This window comes from Stenotrophomonas maltophilia (assembly GCF_001274595.1).
Taxonomy (GTDB): Bacteria; Pseudomonadota; Gammaproteobacteria; order Xanthomonadales; family Xanthomonadaceae; genus Stenotrophomonas; species Stenotrophomonas forensis.
Genome location: NZ_CP011010.1, coordinates 692,874 through 709,794 on the forward strand (window position 1 = coordinate 692,874; position 16,921 = coordinate 709,794).

21 protein-coding genes and 1 riboswitch are annotated in these 16,921 nt (G+C 65.6%); of the genes, 14 read left to right on the forward strand and 7 right to left on the reverse strand.

Annotated features, from left to right (window positions below):
• Nucleotides 1-161: 161 nt before the first annotated feature.
• From VN11_RS03040 to ribD, 8 genes are all read left to right on the forward strand, one after another.
• Nucleotides 162-635 carry an RcnB family protein gene (locus VN11_RS03040; RefSeq protein WP_053448771.1) on the forward strand — a complete coding sequence of 158 codons (474 nt, stop codon included), beginning with the start codon at nucleotides 162-164 and terminating at the stop codon, nucleotides 633-635.
• A 173-nt stretch (nucleotides 636-808) separates the two neighbouring features.
• Nucleotides 809-2,062 (forward strand): serine hydroxymethyltransferase, encoded by a 1,254-nt coding sequence (glyA, locus tag VN11_RS03045; protein ID WP_008266020.1) that lies wholly within the window; start codon nucleotides 809-811, stop codon nucleotides 2,060-2,062.
• 67 nt (nucleotides 2,063-2,129) lie between these two features.
• Nucleotides 2,130-2,546, forward strand: coding sequence for a hypothetical protein (locus VN11_RS03050; protein WP_053448772.1), 417 nt, complete (start codon nucleotides 2,130-2,132; stop codon nucleotides 2,544-2,546).
• Between the two features lie 27 nt (nucleotides 2,547-2,573).
• Nucleotides 2,574-2,996 carry a hypothetical protein gene (locus VN11_RS03055; RefSeq protein ID WP_053448773.1) on the forward strand — a complete coding sequence of 141 codons (423 nt, stop codon included), beginning with the start codon at nucleotides 2,574-2,576 and terminating at the stop codon, nucleotides 2,994-2,996.
• A 96-nt stretch (nucleotides 2,997-3,092) separates the two neighbouring features.
• On the forward strand, nucleotides 3,093-3,524 hold the full coding sequence (locus VN11_RS03060; protein ID WP_148564925.1) for a hypothetical protein: 432 nt from the start codon (nucleotides 3,093-3,095) through the stop codon (nucleotides 3,522-3,524).
• Between the two features lie 119 nt (nucleotides 3,525-3,643).
• The gene (locus tag VN11_RS22125) at nucleotides 3,644-4,075 is read left to right on the forward strand and encodes a hypothetical protein (protein WP_148564926.1); all 432 of its coding nucleotides are present in this window, start codon (nucleotides 3,644-3,646) and stop codon (nucleotides 4,073-4,075) included.
• Between the two features lie 94 nt (nucleotides 4,076-4,169).
• A complete protein-coding gene (gene nrdR, locus VN11_RS03065; protein ID WP_004154186.1) occupies nucleotides 4,170-4,691 on the forward strand; it encodes a transcriptional regulator NrdR in 522 nt (173 codons plus the stop codon).
• Between the two features lie 78 nt (nucleotides 4,692-4,769).
• Nucleotides 4,770-5,855 (forward strand): bifunctional diaminohydroxyphosphoribosylaminopyrimidine deaminase/5-amino-6-(5-phosphoribosylamino)uracil reductase RibD, encoded by a 1,086-nt coding sequence (ribD, locus tag VN11_RS03070; protein WP_053448775.1) that lies wholly within the window; start codon nucleotides 4,770-4,772, stop codon nucleotides 5,853-5,855.
• A gap of 39 nt (nucleotides 5,856-5,894) precedes the next feature.
• On the opposite strand, the gene VN11_RS03075 is transcribed toward ribD, so the two are convergent.
• The 3 genes from VN11_RS03075 to VN11_RS03085 form a co-directional block, all read right to left on the reverse strand.
• Entirely contained in the window at nucleotides 5,895-6,668 is a 774-nt protein-coding gene (locus VN11_RS03075; RefSeq protein WP_053448776.1) for a hypothetical protein, read from the reverse strand.
• The gene (locus VN11_RS03080) at nucleotides 6,665-7,327 is read right to left on the reverse strand and encodes a hypothetical protein (RefSeq protein WP_053448777.1); all 663 of its coding nucleotides are present in this window, start codon (nucleotides 7,325-7,327) and stop codon (nucleotides 6,665-6,667) included. Before VN11_RS03080 ends, VN11_RS03075 begins: the two co-directional genes overlap by 4 nt.
• A gap of 104 nt (nucleotides 7,328-7,431) precedes the next feature.
• A complete protein-coding gene (locus VN11_RS03085) occupies nucleotides 7,432-8,040 on the reverse strand; it encodes an energy transducer TonB family protein (RefSeq protein ID WP_187299793.1) in 609 nt (202 codons plus the stop codon).
• Between the two features lie 239 nt (nucleotides 8,041-8,279).
• Here VN11_RS03085 and VN11_RS03090 point away from each other — a divergent pair, with 239 nt between their 5' ends.
• Entirely contained in the window at nucleotides 8,280-9,377 is a 1,098-nt protein-coding gene (locus VN11_RS03090) for a hypothetical protein (protein WP_053448779.1), read from the forward strand.
• Between the two features lie 41 nt (nucleotides 9,378-9,418).
• Here VN11_RS03090 and VN11_RS03095 read toward each other — a convergent pair whose 3' ends face one another.
• From VN11_RS03095 to VN11_RS03105, 3 genes are all read right to left on the reverse strand, one after another.
• Complete coding sequence (locus VN11_RS03095) at nucleotides 9,419-10,297, reverse strand: hypothetical protein (protein ID WP_053448780.1); 879 nt, start codon at nucleotides 10,295-10,297, stop codon at nucleotides 9,419-9,421.
• Between the two features lie 101 nt (nucleotides 10,298-10,398).
• The gene (locus VN11_RS03100; protein ID WP_053448781.1) at nucleotides 10,399-11,055 is read right to left on the reverse strand and encodes a hypothetical protein; all 657 of its coding nucleotides are present in this window, start codon (nucleotides 11,053-11,055) and stop codon (nucleotides 10,399-10,401) included.
• Between the two features lie 143 nt (nucleotides 11,056-11,198).
• Nucleotides 11,199-11,819, reverse strand: coding sequence for a hypothetical protein (locus tag VN11_RS03105; protein ID WP_053448782.1), 621 nt, complete (start codon nucleotides 11,817-11,819; stop codon nucleotides 11,199-11,201).
• Nucleotides 11,820-12,049: 230 nt separating this feature from the next.
• Nucleotides 12,050-12,194: riboswitch (FMN riboswitch) on the forward strand.
• Nucleotides 12,195-12,268: 74 nt separating this feature from the next.
• Here VN11_RS03105 and VN11_RS03110 point away from each other — a divergent pair.
• The 5 genes from VN11_RS03110 to thiL all read left to right on the forward strand — a co-directional run bounded on the left by VN11_RS03110 (nucleotide 12,269) and on the right by thiL (nucleotide 16,191).
• On the forward strand, nucleotides 12,269-12,895 hold the full coding sequence (locus VN11_RS03110) for a riboflavin synthase (protein WP_014035963.1): 627 nt from the start codon (nucleotides 12,269-12,271) through the stop codon (nucleotides 12,893-12,895).
• On the forward strand, nucleotides 12,892-13,992 hold the full coding sequence (ribB, locus tag VN11_RS03115; protein ID WP_053448783.1) for a 3,4-dihydroxy-2-butanone-4-phosphate synthase: 1,101 nt from the start codon (nucleotides 12,892-12,894) through the stop codon (nucleotides 13,990-13,992). The genes VN11_RS03110 and ribB overlap by 4 nt, the downstream gene beginning before the upstream one ends.
• 172 nt (nucleotides 13,993-14,164) lie before the next feature.
• Nucleotides 14,165-14,632: a 6,7-dimethyl-8-ribityllumazine synthase gene (ribH, locus tag VN11_RS03120; RefSeq protein WP_053448784.1), complete on the forward strand. Its 468-nt coding sequence runs from the start codon at nucleotides 14,165-14,167 to the stop codon at nucleotides 14,630-14,632.
• Nucleotides 14,629-15,108, forward strand: a complete 480-nt coding sequence (nusB, locus tag VN11_RS03125) for a transcription antitermination factor NusB (protein ID WP_008266434.1) — start codon at nucleotides 14,629-14,631, stop codon at nucleotides 15,106-15,108. Before ribH ends, nusB begins: the two co-directional genes overlap by 4 nt.
• Before the next feature lie 120 nt (nucleotides 15,109-15,228).
• Nucleotides 15,229-16,191: a thiamine-phosphate kinase gene (gene thiL, locus VN11_RS03130; protein WP_080374867.1), complete on the forward strand. Its 963-nt coding sequence runs from the start codon at nucleotides 15,229-15,231 to the stop codon at nucleotides 16,189-16,191.
• A 281-nt stretch (nucleotides 16,192-16,472) separates the two neighbouring features.
• On the opposite strand, the gene VN11_RS03135 is transcribed toward thiL, so the two are convergent.
• A complete protein-coding gene (locus tag VN11_RS03135) occupies nucleotides 16,473-16,844 on the reverse strand; it encodes a DUF805 domain-containing protein (protein WP_053448785.1) in 372 nt (123 codons plus the stop codon).
• Between the last annotated feature and the right edge of the window lie 77 nt (nucleotides 16,845-16,921).

Genomic DNA, 16,921 nt, shown 5'->3' on the forward strand with positions numbered 1-16,921 from the left:
GCCGGAACCGGTTCCGGGCCGCGCCGGGCAGGGGGCGCCGGGCTGGCTATCGCCTGAATACCCGGTCACAGTCCTGAAACGGGAAGCGTTTCCAGCTGGAAACGGTTCAGATCAAGTGCGCAATATGGGCTCACCACCACCCACTCAAGCAGAGGTCTGACATGCGCATCAATCGAGTAATGGCCGGCGCCGTAGCCTCTGTGCTGGCGTTGGGTGCCGTCGCCCCGGCCTTCGCCGACAACGACCACCGCGACCGCCGTGAGTGGCGCGAAGACCGCCGCGAGTGGCGCCAGGACCGCCGTGACTGGGAGCGCGACCGCCGCGCGGCCCGGCGTGACTGGGAGCGTGACCGCCGCGACTGGCACCGCGACCACGACCGCTACTACCGCCCGGCACCGCCGCGGGTGGTCTATCGGCCGGCACCGCCGCCGCGCTATGGCAGCTACGGCTGGCGCGTCGGTTCGCCCTATCGCAACTACTACTCCGGCCCGGTCTACGTGGTGAACGACTACCCGCGCTACCACCTGCGCCGCCCGCCGTATGGCCACCACTGGATCCGCGATGACCGCGGCAACATGCTGCTGGTGGCCATCGCCACCGGCGTGATCGCCCAGTACGTGCTCAGCGGCCGCTGAGCCGGCGGTCTGGTCCACGCATGGCGTGGGGCTACTGACACGGCAGGCGAAACCATACGGGGCCGGATTCCTTCGGGGATGCCGGCCCCGTCCGTTTCGGCCCCAGCAGGCCGGTGCGGGGCTACAATCGAGGGCTGAGTCGTACCCCCTTTCCCTGCCTGCTGGAGTACCCGATGTTCCCGCGTGACGTCCGCATCGAATCCTACGATCCCGAACTGGCCAAGGCCATTGCCGCTGAGACACAGCGCCAGGAAGACCACGTCGAGCTGATCGCCAGCGAGAACTACACCAGCCCGGCGGTGATGGAAGCCCAGGGCAGCCAGCTGACCAACAAGTACGCCGAAGGCTACCCGGGCAAGCGCTACTACGGTGGCTGCGAATACGTGGACATCGCCGAGCAGCTGGCCATCGACCGCCTCAAGCAGCTGTTCGGCGCGGACTACGCCAACGTGCAGCCGCACAGCGGCTCGCAGGCCAACCAGGCCGTGTACTTCGCCCTGCTGCAGCCGGGCGACACCATCCTCGGCATGAGCCTGGCCCACGGCGGCCACCTCACCCACGGTGCCAAGGTGAATGCTTCCGGCAAGCTGTTCAACGCCGTGCAGTACGGCGTGAACGACCAGGGCTTGATCGATTACGACGAAGTCGAGCGCCTCGCCCTGGAGCACAAGCCGAAGATGGTCGTGGCCGGCTTCTCGGCCTACTCGCAGGTGATCGACTGGGCGCGCTTCCGCGCCATCGCCGACAAGGTCGGTGCCTACCTGTTCGTCGACATGGCCCACGTGGCCGGCCTGGTCGCCGCTGGCGTCTACCCGAGCCCGCTGGAACACGCCCACGTGGTCACCTCGACCACCCACAAGACCCTGCGCGGCCCGCGCGGCGGCATCATCGTCGCCAAGGGCGCCGACGAAGACCTAGTCAAGAAGCTGCAGTCGATCGTGTTCCCGGGCATCCAGGGCGGTCCGCTGATGCACGTCATCGCCGGCAAGGCCGTGGCCTTCAAGGAAGCGCTGGAGCCGGGCTTCAAGGCCTACCAGCAGCAGGTGGTGAAGAACGCCCAGGCGATGGCCAACACGCTCATCGCACGTGGCTACAAGATCGTTTCCGGCGGCACCCAGAACCACCTGATGCTGGTCGACATGATCGGCAAGGACGTGTCCGGCAAGGACGCGGAAGCCGCACTGGGCAAGGCCCACATCACCGTCAACAAGAACTCGGTGCCGAACGACCCGCGTTCGCCGTTCGTGACCTCGGGCCTGCGCCTGGGCACCCCGGCGGTGACCACCCGCGGTTACGTCGAACAGGACTGCGTGGACCTGGCCAACTGGATCGCCGACGTGCTTGACGCACCGGCCGATGACGCCGTCATCGCCCGCGTGCGTGATGCGGTCAGCGCGCAGTGCCGCAAGTACCCGGTCTACGGCTGATCGGTCCTGTGGGGTCGGAACCCTTCCCGCGGGAAGGGCTCTGACCCCGGCATCGGAGCACCCGCGCATGGACGAGCGCCGCCTCAACTACCTGTATGCCGCTCTTGCGGTGGTGTTCGGCCTGCCCAGCCTGGTGATGGGCGGCACCGTATCGGTGCTGTTCCTGGTCGAGGGTCTGCAATCCTTCGGCGGTAACCGCGCGCCAGACATTGTGCCGCTGCTGTGGGGCCTGGCGGGCATTGCCGGCTGCCTGGCCTGGCTGTGGCTCAGCGCGGGCTATCTGTTGCAGGGGCGGCCCGGTCTGCAGGTGCGCGCGGTGTGGTGGTGGCTGCTGCTGGCCGGTGGCCTGGCCGCACTACCGGTCATCTGGCTGGCCGCGTGGATCGGATGGCAGGAGGTCGGCTCGGCGTTGGAAGTGCTGATGCTGGGCCCGTCGCTGCTGGTGCCGGCCGCGATGCTGGTGTGGCTCAAGCGCCGCGCATGATGAGGCCCATGGAAGGAGACCGGATGCATGGATGAGCATCTGCACAAACGGATGGTTGCGGTGGGCGGTCTCGTGCTTGGCCTGCCTGCACTTGCTGCCGGCGGAACCGTCGCGGTGCTGGGGCTGATGGTCGCGATGGACGGCAAGTACCTGTCTGGCAACGAACCCACAATGCTGCTGCTGTGGTCGCTGGGTGGGATCATCGGCCTGCTGTCGTGGCTGTGGCTGAGCGGTGTATTCCTGCGGCGCGGCCGTGATGGCCTGCGGCAATCGTCGCCGGCGGCGTGGGTGGGCTTGCTGCTGGGCGTCCTGGCCGCGCTGGCTGTGGTCGCCGTCACGCTGCATCTGGTGTTCAAGGGCGGCGAGTTCGCGCTGTTGAGCTACCTGGGCCTGGGGCCGCCGTTCCTGCTGCCGGCCGCACACCTGGCGTGGTTGCGCTGGGGAACGTGAGCCGGTTATCCGTGCGCTGATTTTTAAGACAAGTTGCATGGTAGTAGGCGCGCGCCCTGCCTAAGCTCCCAGCGGTCTTCACGGTTGGGATACCCCATGAATCCGCTGGGTCGCCTTACGCACGTCAGGTTGCGGTGGCATCTGTTGCTGTTTTCCATTCCGTGCGCGTTGGTTGGCGTGCTGGCCACATGCGCGCTCTTCATGGTGTGGCTCGCCAGGCCGCAGCCACCCGAAGCGTTCCTGATGGCTGCCGCCAACTGGGTGGTGATGTCGGTCTGGAGCGCCTATGCAACTGTAGTGCTGGGCGACAGCTGGCGGACTGCGGGTATGGAAGGGCTACATTCGCATGCGGGCTGCCTGGCGGCGCTGCCCATCGTTTCTGCGTTCCAGGCCACTGCGGCGGTGGCGATGCTGTTCACGGCCATTGGGTGGGAGCCAGCAGCTCTGCTGTATACCCCCTTCCTGATGACTATCTGCGCCCCATGGGCCAGTTTGAGCTGGCATATGCGGTGGCTTTCAAGGCAGTAGGAATGAAGCCTTCGTCGTGCGCGTCGTCATTGCCGCTGGGATGGCACGACCCGCGGTTTCAAAGAAATTGCATGGCGTGCCGGGGAAAGCCGGCCTAGGTTTCCTGCATGGACACCCCAATGCGCACCGTGCGCCGTCGACACGGCCTCTATCTGCTTCTTCATAGCTTGTTTTTCTCCATTCCCTGCGCATTGGCTGGCCTGGCGGGCCTGCTAGTGCTGCTGTGGGGATGGGCACATGGCAGCGGTAAGGGAGCATTTCTCGCATGGGGTGCGGCTTGGGGTGTGCTGTCCGTGGCAGCGTGCATTCTTGTTGTCTGGCTGGCAAATACATGGCAGATGCGTGGACCGGACGGATTGAAAGCGGCCACGCCAATGCTGGTGGCGCTGTTTCTGCTGTCTGCCGCTCAGGTTGTGTCCGCATTGATCATGACGGTCCCGGGCTTTGGATGGGAGCCGATTCTGCTGGTGTTGGCGATGGGTTGGGGAGCTCCCTGGCTCAGCCTTGCCTGCCACTTCCGATGGCTGGCAAAGGGCGGCGGGCCTGAGTGAAGAAGCGCGGAGATTGCTGCTGCGCCCCTTCTCAGGTACCTTTGCGACGCTGCCACGACCGTGGCCGCAGGTCTTCTCGCGAGCCAGGCGTTCCATGTATTGCCCCTTCTGCCAGCATGCCGATACCCGGGTCATCGACTCGCGCGTCTCCGAAGACGGCGCGACGATCCGTCGTCGGCGCGAGTGCGAGGCCTGCAACGAACGCTTCAGCACCTTGGAAACGGTCGAGCTGAAGCTGCCGGCCATCGTCAAGAGTGATGGCACCCGCGAGGCCTTCGACCAGCGCAAGGTCCGCGCCGGCTTCGACCGCGCGCTGCAGAAGCGTGCCGTGCCCGAAGAGAAAATCGAAGCAGCGGTGCGCGCAGTGGTCCACCAGCTGCGCATCAGCGGCGAGCGCGAAGTGCCCTCGATCAAGGTCGGCGAGTTCGTGATGAACGAACTGCGCAAGCTGGACCATGTGGGTTACGTGCGTTTCGCCTCGGTGTACCGCAGCTTCGAGGATGTGGCCGATTTCCGCGAGGAGATCGAGAAGCTGGAACGCGAACTGCCTTCCAGCACCGAACAGCTGCAGCTGCTGGGCGATGTGATCGCCCTGACCAAGAAGAAGAAGGGCTGACGCCCTGGTGGGTGCCAACCTTGGTTGGCACAGAGACCGCATGGCATGGATCCATGCTGGCGGCGTTACCATGGTGGCATGACCACCCCGTTCTCCGTCCTTGACCACCTGCACATGGCCAACGCGTTGCGTCTGGCCGAGCGCGGTGCCTACACCACCCGTCCCAACCCGATGGTTGGCTGCGTCATCGCCCATGGCGAACGCGTGGTCGGGCAGGGTTGGCACCAGCGTGCCGGTGGGCCGCATGCCGAAGTGTTCGCGCTGCGCGAGGCCGGCAGCGAAGCGCGCGGTGCCACCGCCTACGTCACGCTGGAACCCTGCGCGCACTACGGGCGTACACCGCCCTGCGCCCTGGCCCTGATTGAGGCTGGCGTATCGCGCGTGGTCGCGGCGATGCGCGATCCGTTCCCGAAGGTCGATGGCGGTGGCTTCGATCTGCTGCGCGAGGCCGGCATCGACGTGGCCGAGGGTTTGATGGCCGCGCAGGCACGCGAGCTCAACAAGGGCTTCCTGTCGCGCGTGGAGCGCAACCGTCCGTGGTTGCGGGTGAAGCTGGCCGCCAGCCTGGATGGCCGCACCGCGATGGCCGACGGCACATCGAAGTGGATCACCGGCGCGGCGGCGCGCGAAGACGTGCAGCACTGGCGCGCACGTGCGGGCGCCATCCTCACCGGCGCCGACACCGTGCTGGCCGACGACCCGATGCTGACCGTGCGCCTGGCCGATGCCGAAGTGATGCCACCGCTGCGCGTCGTGCTCGATTCGCGCCTGCGTTCGCTGGAATGCAGCCGCGTGCGCGAGGGCGGGGCACCCACGCTGTACCTGCACAACGCGGTCGTCAGTCCCCCTGATGCGGCCGACGCCGCATTCGCCAGCGTGGCGCTGCGCCATGGGCATCTCGATCTGGGCGCGGTACTGGCGCTGCTGGCCGAGCGCGGCATCAACGAAGTGCACACCGAAGCGGGCGCGACCCTGGCTGGCGCGCTGCTGCGCGGTGGCTGGGTAGACGAACTGCTGCTGTACCTGGCGCCCACGTTGCTGGGTGACAGCGGCCGCCCGCTGCTGGCCGGCCTCGGCATCGATGCGATGGACCAGCAGCGCCGCCTGCGCGTGGTCGATCAGCGCCAGGTGGGCGAGGACCTGCGGTTGCTGCTGCGCGCGTAATGCTCTGGTAGGTGCCGACCTTGGTCGGCACTGAGGCCTTTACTCCGCATCCCGCTCCATCTCAGCAAAGGGATCCACCCGTTCTGCTGGTAGTGCCGAGTACAGCACTGATGTCAGGGATCTCAGGTTGTAGGCGTCGGGGAAATAACCGGTATCAGGATCTCCAGTCAGCATCGCCTCACCCGTCATCGTGCGCTTCTCGCCGCTTTTGAGCATTGCCGCCCATGTGCGGAAGGCATATTTCGTGCTTTTGCGCATCTTTCTCAGAATGGCCGCATCCGTCACCTCACCGCTCTCAGTGTTGAAAGCCGGCACCTGGCAGCTGAACTGCACCATGATCTCCGTGACTTTCTCTTTTTCCCGCAAATACTGCGAAGCCGCTCGTGTCCCCGTTGCCCTGCATTGGGTGCCTGCATACGCGTCGGTCATCAACGTGCCGTACTCATGGGCGGACTTGGCAGAGAAGAGTTTGAACTGGACCAGCCCGTCTACCATTGACTGGACAAGTGCCGGAGCATACTGATGCAGGTCCGCTACCGATTCCGCCTCGTAGTGATTGATGTCCACCATTGAGCGATGCAGCTTTGCACTCGCATCGGCGTCACTTTCCAGTACCGCCTTGGTAAAAAGCTCGAACGCCTGTTCGGGGCTGATCGAGGGCTCTGCCGCAGCATGCCCGGCAACTGCGATGCACAGAGCGAGGGGAACGCACAGTGTTCGCATGATTGCCCTGGCAACAGGCAGGGCGACGTGCGTGTTGGGTGCGCTGGCCTGATCCTGTTGGCTGACATCAGCGGTCCGGGCGGCTGTCATGGCTGACCCTGCGATCGGGTGTGACCGGCCAGCAACAGCATCGGCATCGTGGACTGGATCAGCGGAGTAAGCAGCGCTTGCCCATCGACGAAAAAGTAGTTGCCGTTTGCATCAGCCGTGAGAGTGACGGTATCGGTAATCGAGCGTCGGGGCAGCGTTGGCACGGTGGTTGTAATCAGCCCATAGGCGAATGATGCGTCGGCCCTCATTCTGCTGATGACTTCGTCGGTCAACGGAGGTGCCGCCGCGTCCCAGTCCGGAACCTGGCAGCGGAATGACAACGTCACCTGCTGGAGGCCCTGCGCGCTTTCATTGACAGGCACTGCCGACGTCGCACGGCAGTGGCTGCGCAGGTACGTCGACCTGATCACTTCGCCGAGCGGCGCGGCGAACTCGGGCGGGATGTCGTCGTCGATCTCGCCCTTCGCAAGCGCCTCAACCATTTCTGGCACGAGGCGCGCAGCCTTGACTGCGAGCGGGGCGTCGCCATGCTGGGCAGCGTGCATGGCACGGTGGAGGGTGTCGCCCGCCTCAGCATCACTTTCAAGCAGTGCCCTGGCAAACAGGTCGAACGCCTGCTCAGGGCTGAGCTTTCCGGTCGGCGTTGCATGTGAAGCAAAGGGGATGAAGAGCAGGAGCAGGAGGCACGGAATCCGCATTGGAACGTCCCGTTGGAAGGACTGCCAGCCTCACCTCGGAATCGGGCAGGATCCATGCAATAAGTACGAAAGGCATGGCCTGTGGCCGCTGGCCAGGCGCGGCATCAACGAGGTGGAGGCCGAGGCGCAGACGCCTCTGCCTGTGGCGCTTTGCCGCTCTGCGGCCAGGTCACGACGTTGAAGTGGAACCATGCCTCCACATCGCCGCCGGTGTCGCGGCCGTCGCGGTGTGCGGGCAGATAGCACCAGTCCCTGGCAGCGGCCATCGCCGCCTCGGCAAGCTGGGGATGGCCGCTGGACTCCAGTACACGGATTCCGGCCAGTCGGCCAGTGGCCTCCACCCGCATCTGCAGGTGTACCTTGCCGCTGCTGCGCACCCTGTCGGGAAAACGCGCCGGGTGGGCAGCCTGGGTCGTGGGTTCGATCACCACCGAGTCACCCCGCTGGGTGAACACACTGCAGTCAGCTCGTGCTGTGAATACCTTGCGCGGGGGAGAGGCGTACCGTCGCAGGCAGGCCACGATGTCGTCATCCTCCGTGCAACGCGGGGCATCGGTCTGCAGCCTGCTGCGTGCAGGCTCGCGCGCGACGTCGCTGTCCGCTTGCTGCAGGCAGGCGGTTAACGCAAACAGCGCTGGCAGAAGTCCAGTCCATCGCGCGTTAGGTGGCATGACCATCTCCGGTATGAGCCTTCCAGGCGTGGGTGTGTTCATGGGCATCCTGGCAGAGCGTGACGGCGACCGCTGTGGCGAATAGGGGCATGTACAGGGCAAGGCAGTGCTGTGAATCGATCAGGCAGCATGCAGCGGCGAATTCCACTTGACCATGCAACACGTCTGAAAATGACCGGGCGACGTCACGCCGATCTTGATGCCGTTATTTGCAACAATCTTCATATCAAACCGTGCACTACGCACGCACAGTCACCGGCTGTCTCCCGTCGGTAACTGTCATGCTGCACCCAAACCGCAATCTGCTGCTTTCGGCGCTGCTTCTGCTCGGCGTGTCAGCTTCGCCTGTCGTGTCCGCAGATGAGGAAGCGCCGGCTCCCGCGCGTGCCTTCACACAGGCACAGGCCCTGCAGGACCTGACCGCCATCATCGAATGCCGTGCGCCTGCTTCGGTGCCGAAGCAGTTGTCGCCCAACTTGTGGGCGGTCGCGTTGGGCAACGAGGTCGCACGCCCATTCGATACATGGGCTGTTGTCGAGCAGCCCAACGCGTCACTGCACGAGGTGGCCCTGCCCGAACCGATCACGGTGTTCGGTCACTCAACCACGCGCATTGCTGTTCTTTCCGAGGCAGTGATGGCAATCATCGAGGGCGTCACGCTGGAGGAGATGTCGCGTCAGCTGGAGATGCGGCCACTGAGTGCAACGGTGGCGCCGCACATCCACGTGCGGGAGCTGTCACTTCGCAACAGGGGCGACATCGGATTCCAGGTACGCTCGCTGACCGCATCGCGCATTTCCAGCCACCCCAATGCGGTGCTGCTCGGTTGTGAGGACCGCTACGACACACGCATGGAGCAGTTGCGCAGGCGCGGCAAGGAACCTGACGTGGTGTTTGCTTCGGGGGTGGATGTTGCCACCGAGCTCGATGACGTGCTGACCTGCAGGGCCGATGCGCTGCGCAACTACACGGCGGGCTGGGCGGTAGGCATGTCAGCGCACACCACTGACGCGCGCTTCAAGGGCTGGAAGGATGGGGAGGACAAAGAGGGCTATCGCTGGTGGACGCCGCCGGCGCCGGTGATGATCGCCGGCAGGCCCGTCTCACGCTTCGTGAAGGTGGGCTTGACCCTGTACGCGGAACTCGACGGAGACATCGCCCCGGCGCTGGCAGAAGAGTGGGCTCTTCCCTCTTACGATGGCTGGGACGAAACCGCCTTTGTCGGCTTCCACGATACCGACACCGCTGCCGACGGGTGGCTGGAAGACCGCGCGCGCATCGTACGTGCCTGGGGACAGGACAAGACCCTGCACGGCTGCGAGTACCAGCAGAATCGTCCGGAGTTCGGCGAACATCCGGACGACGATGACGAAGCATGACGGCAGCTGGGAATCGCCGGGCAGTGCCCGGCGTTACCAGATCACGCGCACGCGTCGGTCCACATCATCTCGGCGATCGGGCGCAGTGCCTTGCACTCCTGCGTCATTTCATCGGCCGATTGCACCTGTGCCTTGGCCTTCAGTTCCTCGGCCATCGCGTCCACGCCGCTGATCTGGTCCGGGGCGATCTTCGCCACGCAGCTGCGGTGCTGCTGCAGCAGCAGGTCGCAGCTGGGCACGCCGGTCACCTTCGGTGCGCTGGCGGCTTGGGCATCTTCACTCCACTGCTCGAACGGCGCGAGTGCATCCAGCACCGGGCTGATCAGCATATCGAAGCTGCCAGTGAACCAGTACGCCTGCTCTGCGCTGGAGTACATCTTGTGGCTGCCCTTCACCGTGCGCCGCGCGCCGCTCTTCAGTGCCTGCGTGTAGGCATCGATGAAGCGGCGGCGTGCGGCGGGGTCGTCACTGCTGATGCTGGCGATGAACAGCGGGCGCACGCTGTCCAGGTCCACCACCTTGCAGCTGAAATCGACCGTGGCGATCTTCTGGCCGTTCACGTACTCGTTGTCTTCGATGGTGCTGCCGGTGGCGCGGCAGGCCGATGCCTTCAGCACCTTGGCGAACATCTCTTCGGCCGCGGCGGCATCGGGCGTGACGCCGATGCTGGCCTGCAGCGCCATCCACGGTTCGGCCAGGGCCTTGGCCACCGCGCCCGGCGCGAGCGTCAACGCGTCCTCGCTGTCGGGGGCGCTGCGCAGGGCATCGTTGAGCGTGCGCGCGGCAGCGGCATCGTCTTCAATCAGCACGCGTGCGTACAGGTCCAGCGATTGTTCGGGCGTCTGCGCCGGCGCGGCGGTGGTCAACACAGGGGCGCACAGCAGAGCGCTGGCGAGCAGGGTGCGCAGGGGAGTCTTCATGACGGTGTTCCGTTTCCAGTGGGTGGTGCAGAGGCGCGAAAGACTAGCGCATCTGCACGCGGATTCGATGGCACGGGTGTGCAAGCCATGCGAACACTGCACTATTCGTCCTTAAGCGCATCGGTCAGTGCTGCGGGAAAGACCGAGAAAAGCACCGGGGAAAGGGATCGCATCATGCCACCGCCTGGGAAATATCCCATCTCGGCGCTTCCTTCCAGCACGGCGGTGCCGGTAATCGTCTGCAGCTCTGCCATGCGCAGCTCCGATGCGATCAGATACGTAGCAAACACCTGATCGTCCCGCAGTTTCTGCTGGATGTCCGGCTCGGCCAGCAGACCGCTTTCTGTATCCCACACCGGTACCTGGCAGGTGAATGTGACCCGCGCCTTCCCGCCCGGTGTAGTTTCGGCAATGACCTGTCCAGGCACTGCCCGGCAGTGGCTGCTGGCAAATGTTCTGGTGATCTGGGCGACCATCGCCTCGGTAAGTGCGGCCGGGACCTCCTCCTCATCATCGCTTTGCCCGGCTACCGCTGCGCGCATTTCCGCTTCGAAACGGGCAAGTCCCCGAACCATATCGGTAGTCCACAGGCTATCGGGGGGCAGCGCGCGGACCAGGGCTTCTGCGGCTTGGGCATCGCTTTCCAGCAGGGCCCGGGCATATAGGTCAAAGGCCTGTTCCGGGCTCAGTTTTTCCGCGGTGGCGGCCTGCGCGGCAAGCGGCAGGCACAGCAGCAGGGGGAGGCGATAGGCCAGCATCATCCATCCAGAAGGGGAAAAAGCAGCAGCCTGTGGCATTGGCCCGCCGGACACCATGCAATTTGTCTGAAAAGACAGCCCCCCAAAAAAAACGGGCCCCTTGCGGGGCCCGTTCGATCGCACGACGAGGAGCGATCGTTGGATCAGAAGCTGGCGCGCACGCCGGCCGAGTACTGGGTGACGTCACGGTAGCCGGAGATCTCGCCCACCAGGCCCCAGGTCCTGGTGAAGTTGATCTGGCCACCCAGGGTGCCCACCCAGGTGCCCTTGAAGTTGTTGCCGCCGTCCATGTAGCCGGTCTTGACCCAGGCTTCGGTCTTGGGCGAGGGCTTGCCGCGCAGGCCCACGGTGACGCGGCCCAGGTTGGTGTGGTCCTTGAAGCGCTCGGAGTAGCCGTAGTAACGATCGGTCAGCTCAACGTTCTGGCGCACCCAGGCGGCGTCGGCGGTGAAGTCGACGCGGTCGGTCCACGGCATGTGGTAGCCGATGCCCAGCTCCGGCTGGTCCAGTTCCAGCTTCAGCGAACCGTCGTTGTAGTGGTAGGTCTTGCGGGTACGCGACCAGCCGCCGAACACGTGCACCTGCTCGGAGAGTGCGAACGAACCGCGCAGATAGGCGCCGTCGACCTTGGGGTCGTCCAGTGCGTTGTCGTCAACCTTGACCTGCGTCCAGCCGCCTTCCACGTAGGTGTAGCTCAGGGCGTCAGCCGAAGCCGAGAAGGGGGCGGCGGCCAGCAGAGCGGCCACGATCAGGATCTTGCGCATGGGAATTCCTGTGAATTTCAGTCCATTGGCGAGCCGGCCCTGCGGGCGGCCCGTGGCGACCTCATGTCGTCCGGCGACGGATTTTAATGAAAATTTTACAGAATGCGAGCTGCGGGGCGAAGCCGTGGCCAGCAACGCGACGCCGGTCACAGCTGAACGAGGGATGGCCCGGCCCTGCGCGACCCCGGCAAGGCGGCTGGTACACTACCGGTGCCGGTTCGCCGGTACACAAACGTCTTCAGGGCGGGGTGCAATTCCCCACCGGCGGTAGGTGCGCAAGCACGAGCCCGCGAGCGCCCCGGCCCACGCCGGGGGTCAGCAGATCCGGTCCAATGCCGGAGCCGACGGTCATAGTCCGGATGAAAGAAGACGGTGCCACAGGGCTCATGCCCTGCGCGCGCCTGTTTGCCTTGCGGCGTTTTTCGCTCACTTTTCGCGGAGAACGTTACTTGTTTACTGGAATCATCGAAGGCGTCGGCCGTCTGGCCGCACGCGAGTCCATCGGCGGCGATGTCCGCTTCACCTTCAATGTCGGGAATCTGCCGTTCGACAACGTGCAGATGGGCGAGAGCATCGCCATCAACGGCGTCTGCCTCACCGTCATTGCTTTTGACGCCAGCAGCTTCCAGGCCGATGCCTCCACCGAGACCCTGGGCCTGACCACGCTGGGCCAGCTGGGCGAGGGCGCGGTCATCAACCTGGAGCGCGCCATGCGCCCGACCGACCGCCTCGGCGGCCATCTGGTCAGCGGCCACGTCGATGGCCTCGGCCAGGTGCTGTCCATCCACGAAGACGCGCGCGCCCAGCGCTGGCGCTTCGCCGCGCCGGCCTCGCTGCGCCGCTACATCGCCAAGAAGGGCTCGATCTGCGTGGACGGCGTCAGCCTCACCGTCAACGAAGTGGATGACGAAGGCTTTGAAGTCGCCCTGATCCCGCACACCGTGGCCAACACCGCCTTCTCCGCCTCGGGCGTGGGCAGTGCGGTGAACCTGGAGATCGACCTGGTGGCCCGATACGTCGAGCGTTTGATCGGTGTGCCGACCAACGGTCAGCACCCACATGGAGATGCCGCATGAATTTCGCCCCGATTCCGGAAATCCTGGAAGAGATCCGCCTGGGCCGCATGGTGGTCATCGTCGATGACGAAGACCGCGAGAACGAAGGCGACCTGATCATGGCCGCCGAGCTGGTCAAGCCGTCGGACATCAACTTCATGGTCACCCACGGCCGTGGCCTGGTGTGCCTGCCGCTTACCCGTACCCGCGCCGCCGACCTCGGCCTGGCGCCGATGGTGCAGGCCAATACCGCGCAGTTCCAGACCAACTTCACGGTCAGCATCGAGGCCGCCGAGGGTGTCACCACCGGCATCTCGGCGCACGACCGCGCGCACACCATCCGTACTGCGGTGAAGCCGAATGCCAAGCCGGCCGACCTGCACCAGCCGGGCCACATCTTCCCGCTGATCGCCCAGCCGGGTGGCGTGCTGACCCGTGCCGGCCACACCGAAGCCGGCGTCGACCTGGCCATGCTGGCCGGGCTGGAGCCGGCCGGCGTGCTGGTGGAGATCCTGAACCCGGATGGCAGCATGGCGCGCCGCCCGGAACTGGAAGTGTTTGCCCGCGAGCACGGCCTGAAGATGGGTTCCATCGCCGATCTGATCGCCTACCGCCTGGCCACCGAAAAGACCGTCGAGCGCGTCGATGAGCGCGACATCGATACCGAATTCGGCCCGTTCAAGCTGGTCACCTACCGCGACCGCATCGCCCACGACCTGCATTTCGCCCTGGTCCGTGGCAACCCGGATGCCGAAACGCCGACGCTGGTGCGTGTGCAGGTGGAAAACCCGCTGGCCGACCTGCTGCACTGGCGCCGCGACGATTTCGGCGTGGCCGCCACCGATGCCCTGCGTGCGATCGATGCCGAAGGCGCGGGCGTGATGGTGGTGCTGTCGGCCCCGCGCGACGGCGAGGCACTGCTGGCCCGCCTGCGCCAGCAGCCGGCGCCGGTGGTGCCGGGCAAGGACAAGGATGTGGGCCAGTGGCGCCGCAACGGTGCCGGCGCGCAGATCCTGTCCGACCTGGGCCTGGGCAAGCTGCGCGTGCTGGGCACCCCGCGCCGCCAGGTCGGCCTGGCCGGGTACGGCCTGGAAGTGGTGGAGACGGTCACCCTGTAATGGGTAGTGCCGGCCGTTGGCCGGCAACCACATTCCCCGGGTTTGCCGGCCAGCGGCCGGCACTACCGGTGGGTGCCGACCGTTGGTCGGCACACCCTGTGGGCCCCCGCCAGCCACGGCCGGGGCCCATCCACGGTAGAATCACCCCCTTATCGAGTCCCCCAAGCCGCATATGAGCCACTACGAAGGCGATCTTCGCACTCCCGAGTCGGCGCGCTTCGCCATCCTGGCCAGCCGCTGGAATGCCCGCATCACCGACGCGCTGGTCGCGGGCGCCCGCCTGAGCCTGGCCGGCAACGGCGTCAGCGAAGCCAACATCGACGTGATCCGCGTGCCGGGTGCCTGGGAACTGCCGCTGGTGGCCGCACGCCTGGCTGCCGCGCATGAACACGCCGCCATTCTCACCCTGGGCTGCGTCATCCGTGGCGACACCCGCCACTATGAACACGTGGCCGACCGCTGCGCCGAAGGCCTGATGCGCGTGCAGCTGGATTTCGGCGTGCCGGTGCTGAACGGCGTGCTGGCGGTGGAACGCGTTGAAGACGCCGAGGCTCGCGCAGGCGGCAGCCACGGCAACAAGGGCGAGGAAGTCGCACTCGCCGCATTGGAAATGGTCAACCTGCTGGAGCAACTGCCATGAACAAGAACACCCAGGGCAAGCCCTCCGGTAAACCCGTCCGCCGCGATGGCGTCGACCCGGTGCTGCGCTCGCGCGCGCGCCGTCGTGCCGTGCAGGCGCTGTATGCCTGGCAGATCTCCGGCGGCAACGCACAATCGCTGATCGCCCAGTTCGCCCACGAGCAGGCCCGCGAAATCGCCGATCTGGCCTATTTCGAAGCGCTGGTGCATGGCGTGCTGGACAACCGCCGCGACATCGACGAAGCGCTCGGCCCGTACCTGGACCGTGGCATCGAAGAAGTGGATGCCATCGAACGCGCCGTGCTGCGCCTGGCCGGCTACGAGCTGCGCTACCGCCTGGACGTGCCGTACCGCGTGGTCATCAACGAAGCCATCGAATCGGCCAAGCGCTTCGGTTCCGAGCATGGCCACACCTACGTCAACGGCGTGCTGGATCGTGCCGCCGTGGAATGGCGCAAGGTCGAATCGGGTCACTGACCCGCCTGTGGTAGTGCCGGCCGCTGGCCGGCAGCTGCAGGGATCCTGAGGTTGCCGGCCAGCGGCCGGCACTACCGCCCACCGCGCACTGCGCGGCACGTACAACAGCGGGAATGCCCCATGTCCCTGGCCGAATTCGCCCTCATCGACCGCATCCGCGCCCGCACCCTGGAGCGCGACGACATCCTGCTCGGCATCGGTGACGACGCCGCGCTGCTGCAGCCGCGCGCCAATGAACAGCTGGTGGTTACCGCCGACACGCTCAACAGCGCCGTGCACTTCCCGGTGGAAACCCCGGCGTTCGACATCGGCTGGAAGACCCTGGCGGTCAATCTGTCCGACCTGGCCTCGATGGGCGCGCGCCCGGCCTGGTGCACGCTGGCGCTGTCGCTGCCAGAAACTTCCGAAGACTGGATCGAAGCCTTTGCCGATGGCTTCTTCGCACTGGCCGACCAGCACGACATCGCGCTGATCGGGGGTGACACCACGCGCGGCCCGCTGTCGCTGTCGGTGACTGCAATGGGGCAGGTGGGCCGAGGCCAGGCGCTGCGTCGTGATCGCGCGCAGGTGGGCGACGACCTCTGGGTGAGTGGCACCCTGGGCGATGCCGCCGGCGCACTGAAGCTCTGGCAGCAGGGCGCGCTGAACGTGGCTGCCGCCACGTTGCTGGCCGACTACGAACACCTGCGCCTGCGCCTGCTGCGGCCCACGCCGCGGGTAACACTGGGCCTGCGTCTGCGCGCCTTCGCGCATGCGGCCGTGGATGTATCGGACGGCCTGCTGGCCGACGCCGGCCATATTGCCGCACGCAGTGGCGTCGCCGTGCATGTGGATGCCGACATGCTGCCGATCTCGCCCGAGCTGCGCGAACTGCTGGGTCGCGAACAGGCGCGTGAGTGCGCGCTGCGCGGCGGCGACGACTACGAACTGTGCTTCACTGCCGCCGCCGACCAGCGCGATGCACTGATGTACCTGTCGCAGACGCTGGACCTGCCGCTTACCCGCATCGGCCGCATTGCCGAAGGGCAGGGCGTACACGTGGACGGCGAAGCCGCCAGCGGCGGTTACCAGCACTTCGCGTAGAAGCAGCAATACCTGCTCTGGTGGGTGCCAACCTTGGTTGGCACGAATGTGTCATGCCAAGACCATGGGCTGCCTGCAATCTGCTTTGGTAGGTGCCAACCTTGGTTGGCACGAAGGTGTGAGGCGTTCGAACCAACACCGCGTCGACCAAGGTCGACACCTACCCATGCGGGGCGTGCCGGAATTGCTCTGGTGGGTGCCAACCTTGGTTGGCACGAATGTGTCAGGCATCCGTACCAACACCGTGTCGACCAAGGTCGACACCTACCAAAGCGCGGGAATTACACGTGCGGAACCGGCGCGCCGAAACGGTTGCCGCCCGGGGTGCTCGGCAGCAGCAGGAACACCAGCACCACCAGGCTCACCACTGGCACGAACATCAGCAGGTACCACCACCCGGACCGGTCGGTGTCATGCAGCCTGCGAACGGTTACTGCAATCAGCGGCACGATCACCGCCAGCCACAGCACCACGCTCAACCCGCTGACTACCAGCGCAAGCGTGCTTGAACCGGTGTAGCCCGCGTAGAAACTCAGCACGTACAGCGGGATCGAAATGATCACGATGAACAACTGGAACCACCAGAACTCACTGCGGCTGGCACGACCGCTGAACTGCGCATAGCGGGTCAGCGGAGTCATCATCTTGTGCATCGGCACTCTCTCAAAAAAGGAAGCGCGCACTATCGCTGCTGGCGGGACGGTACTCCATGCAACTTGTTGCAAACGCA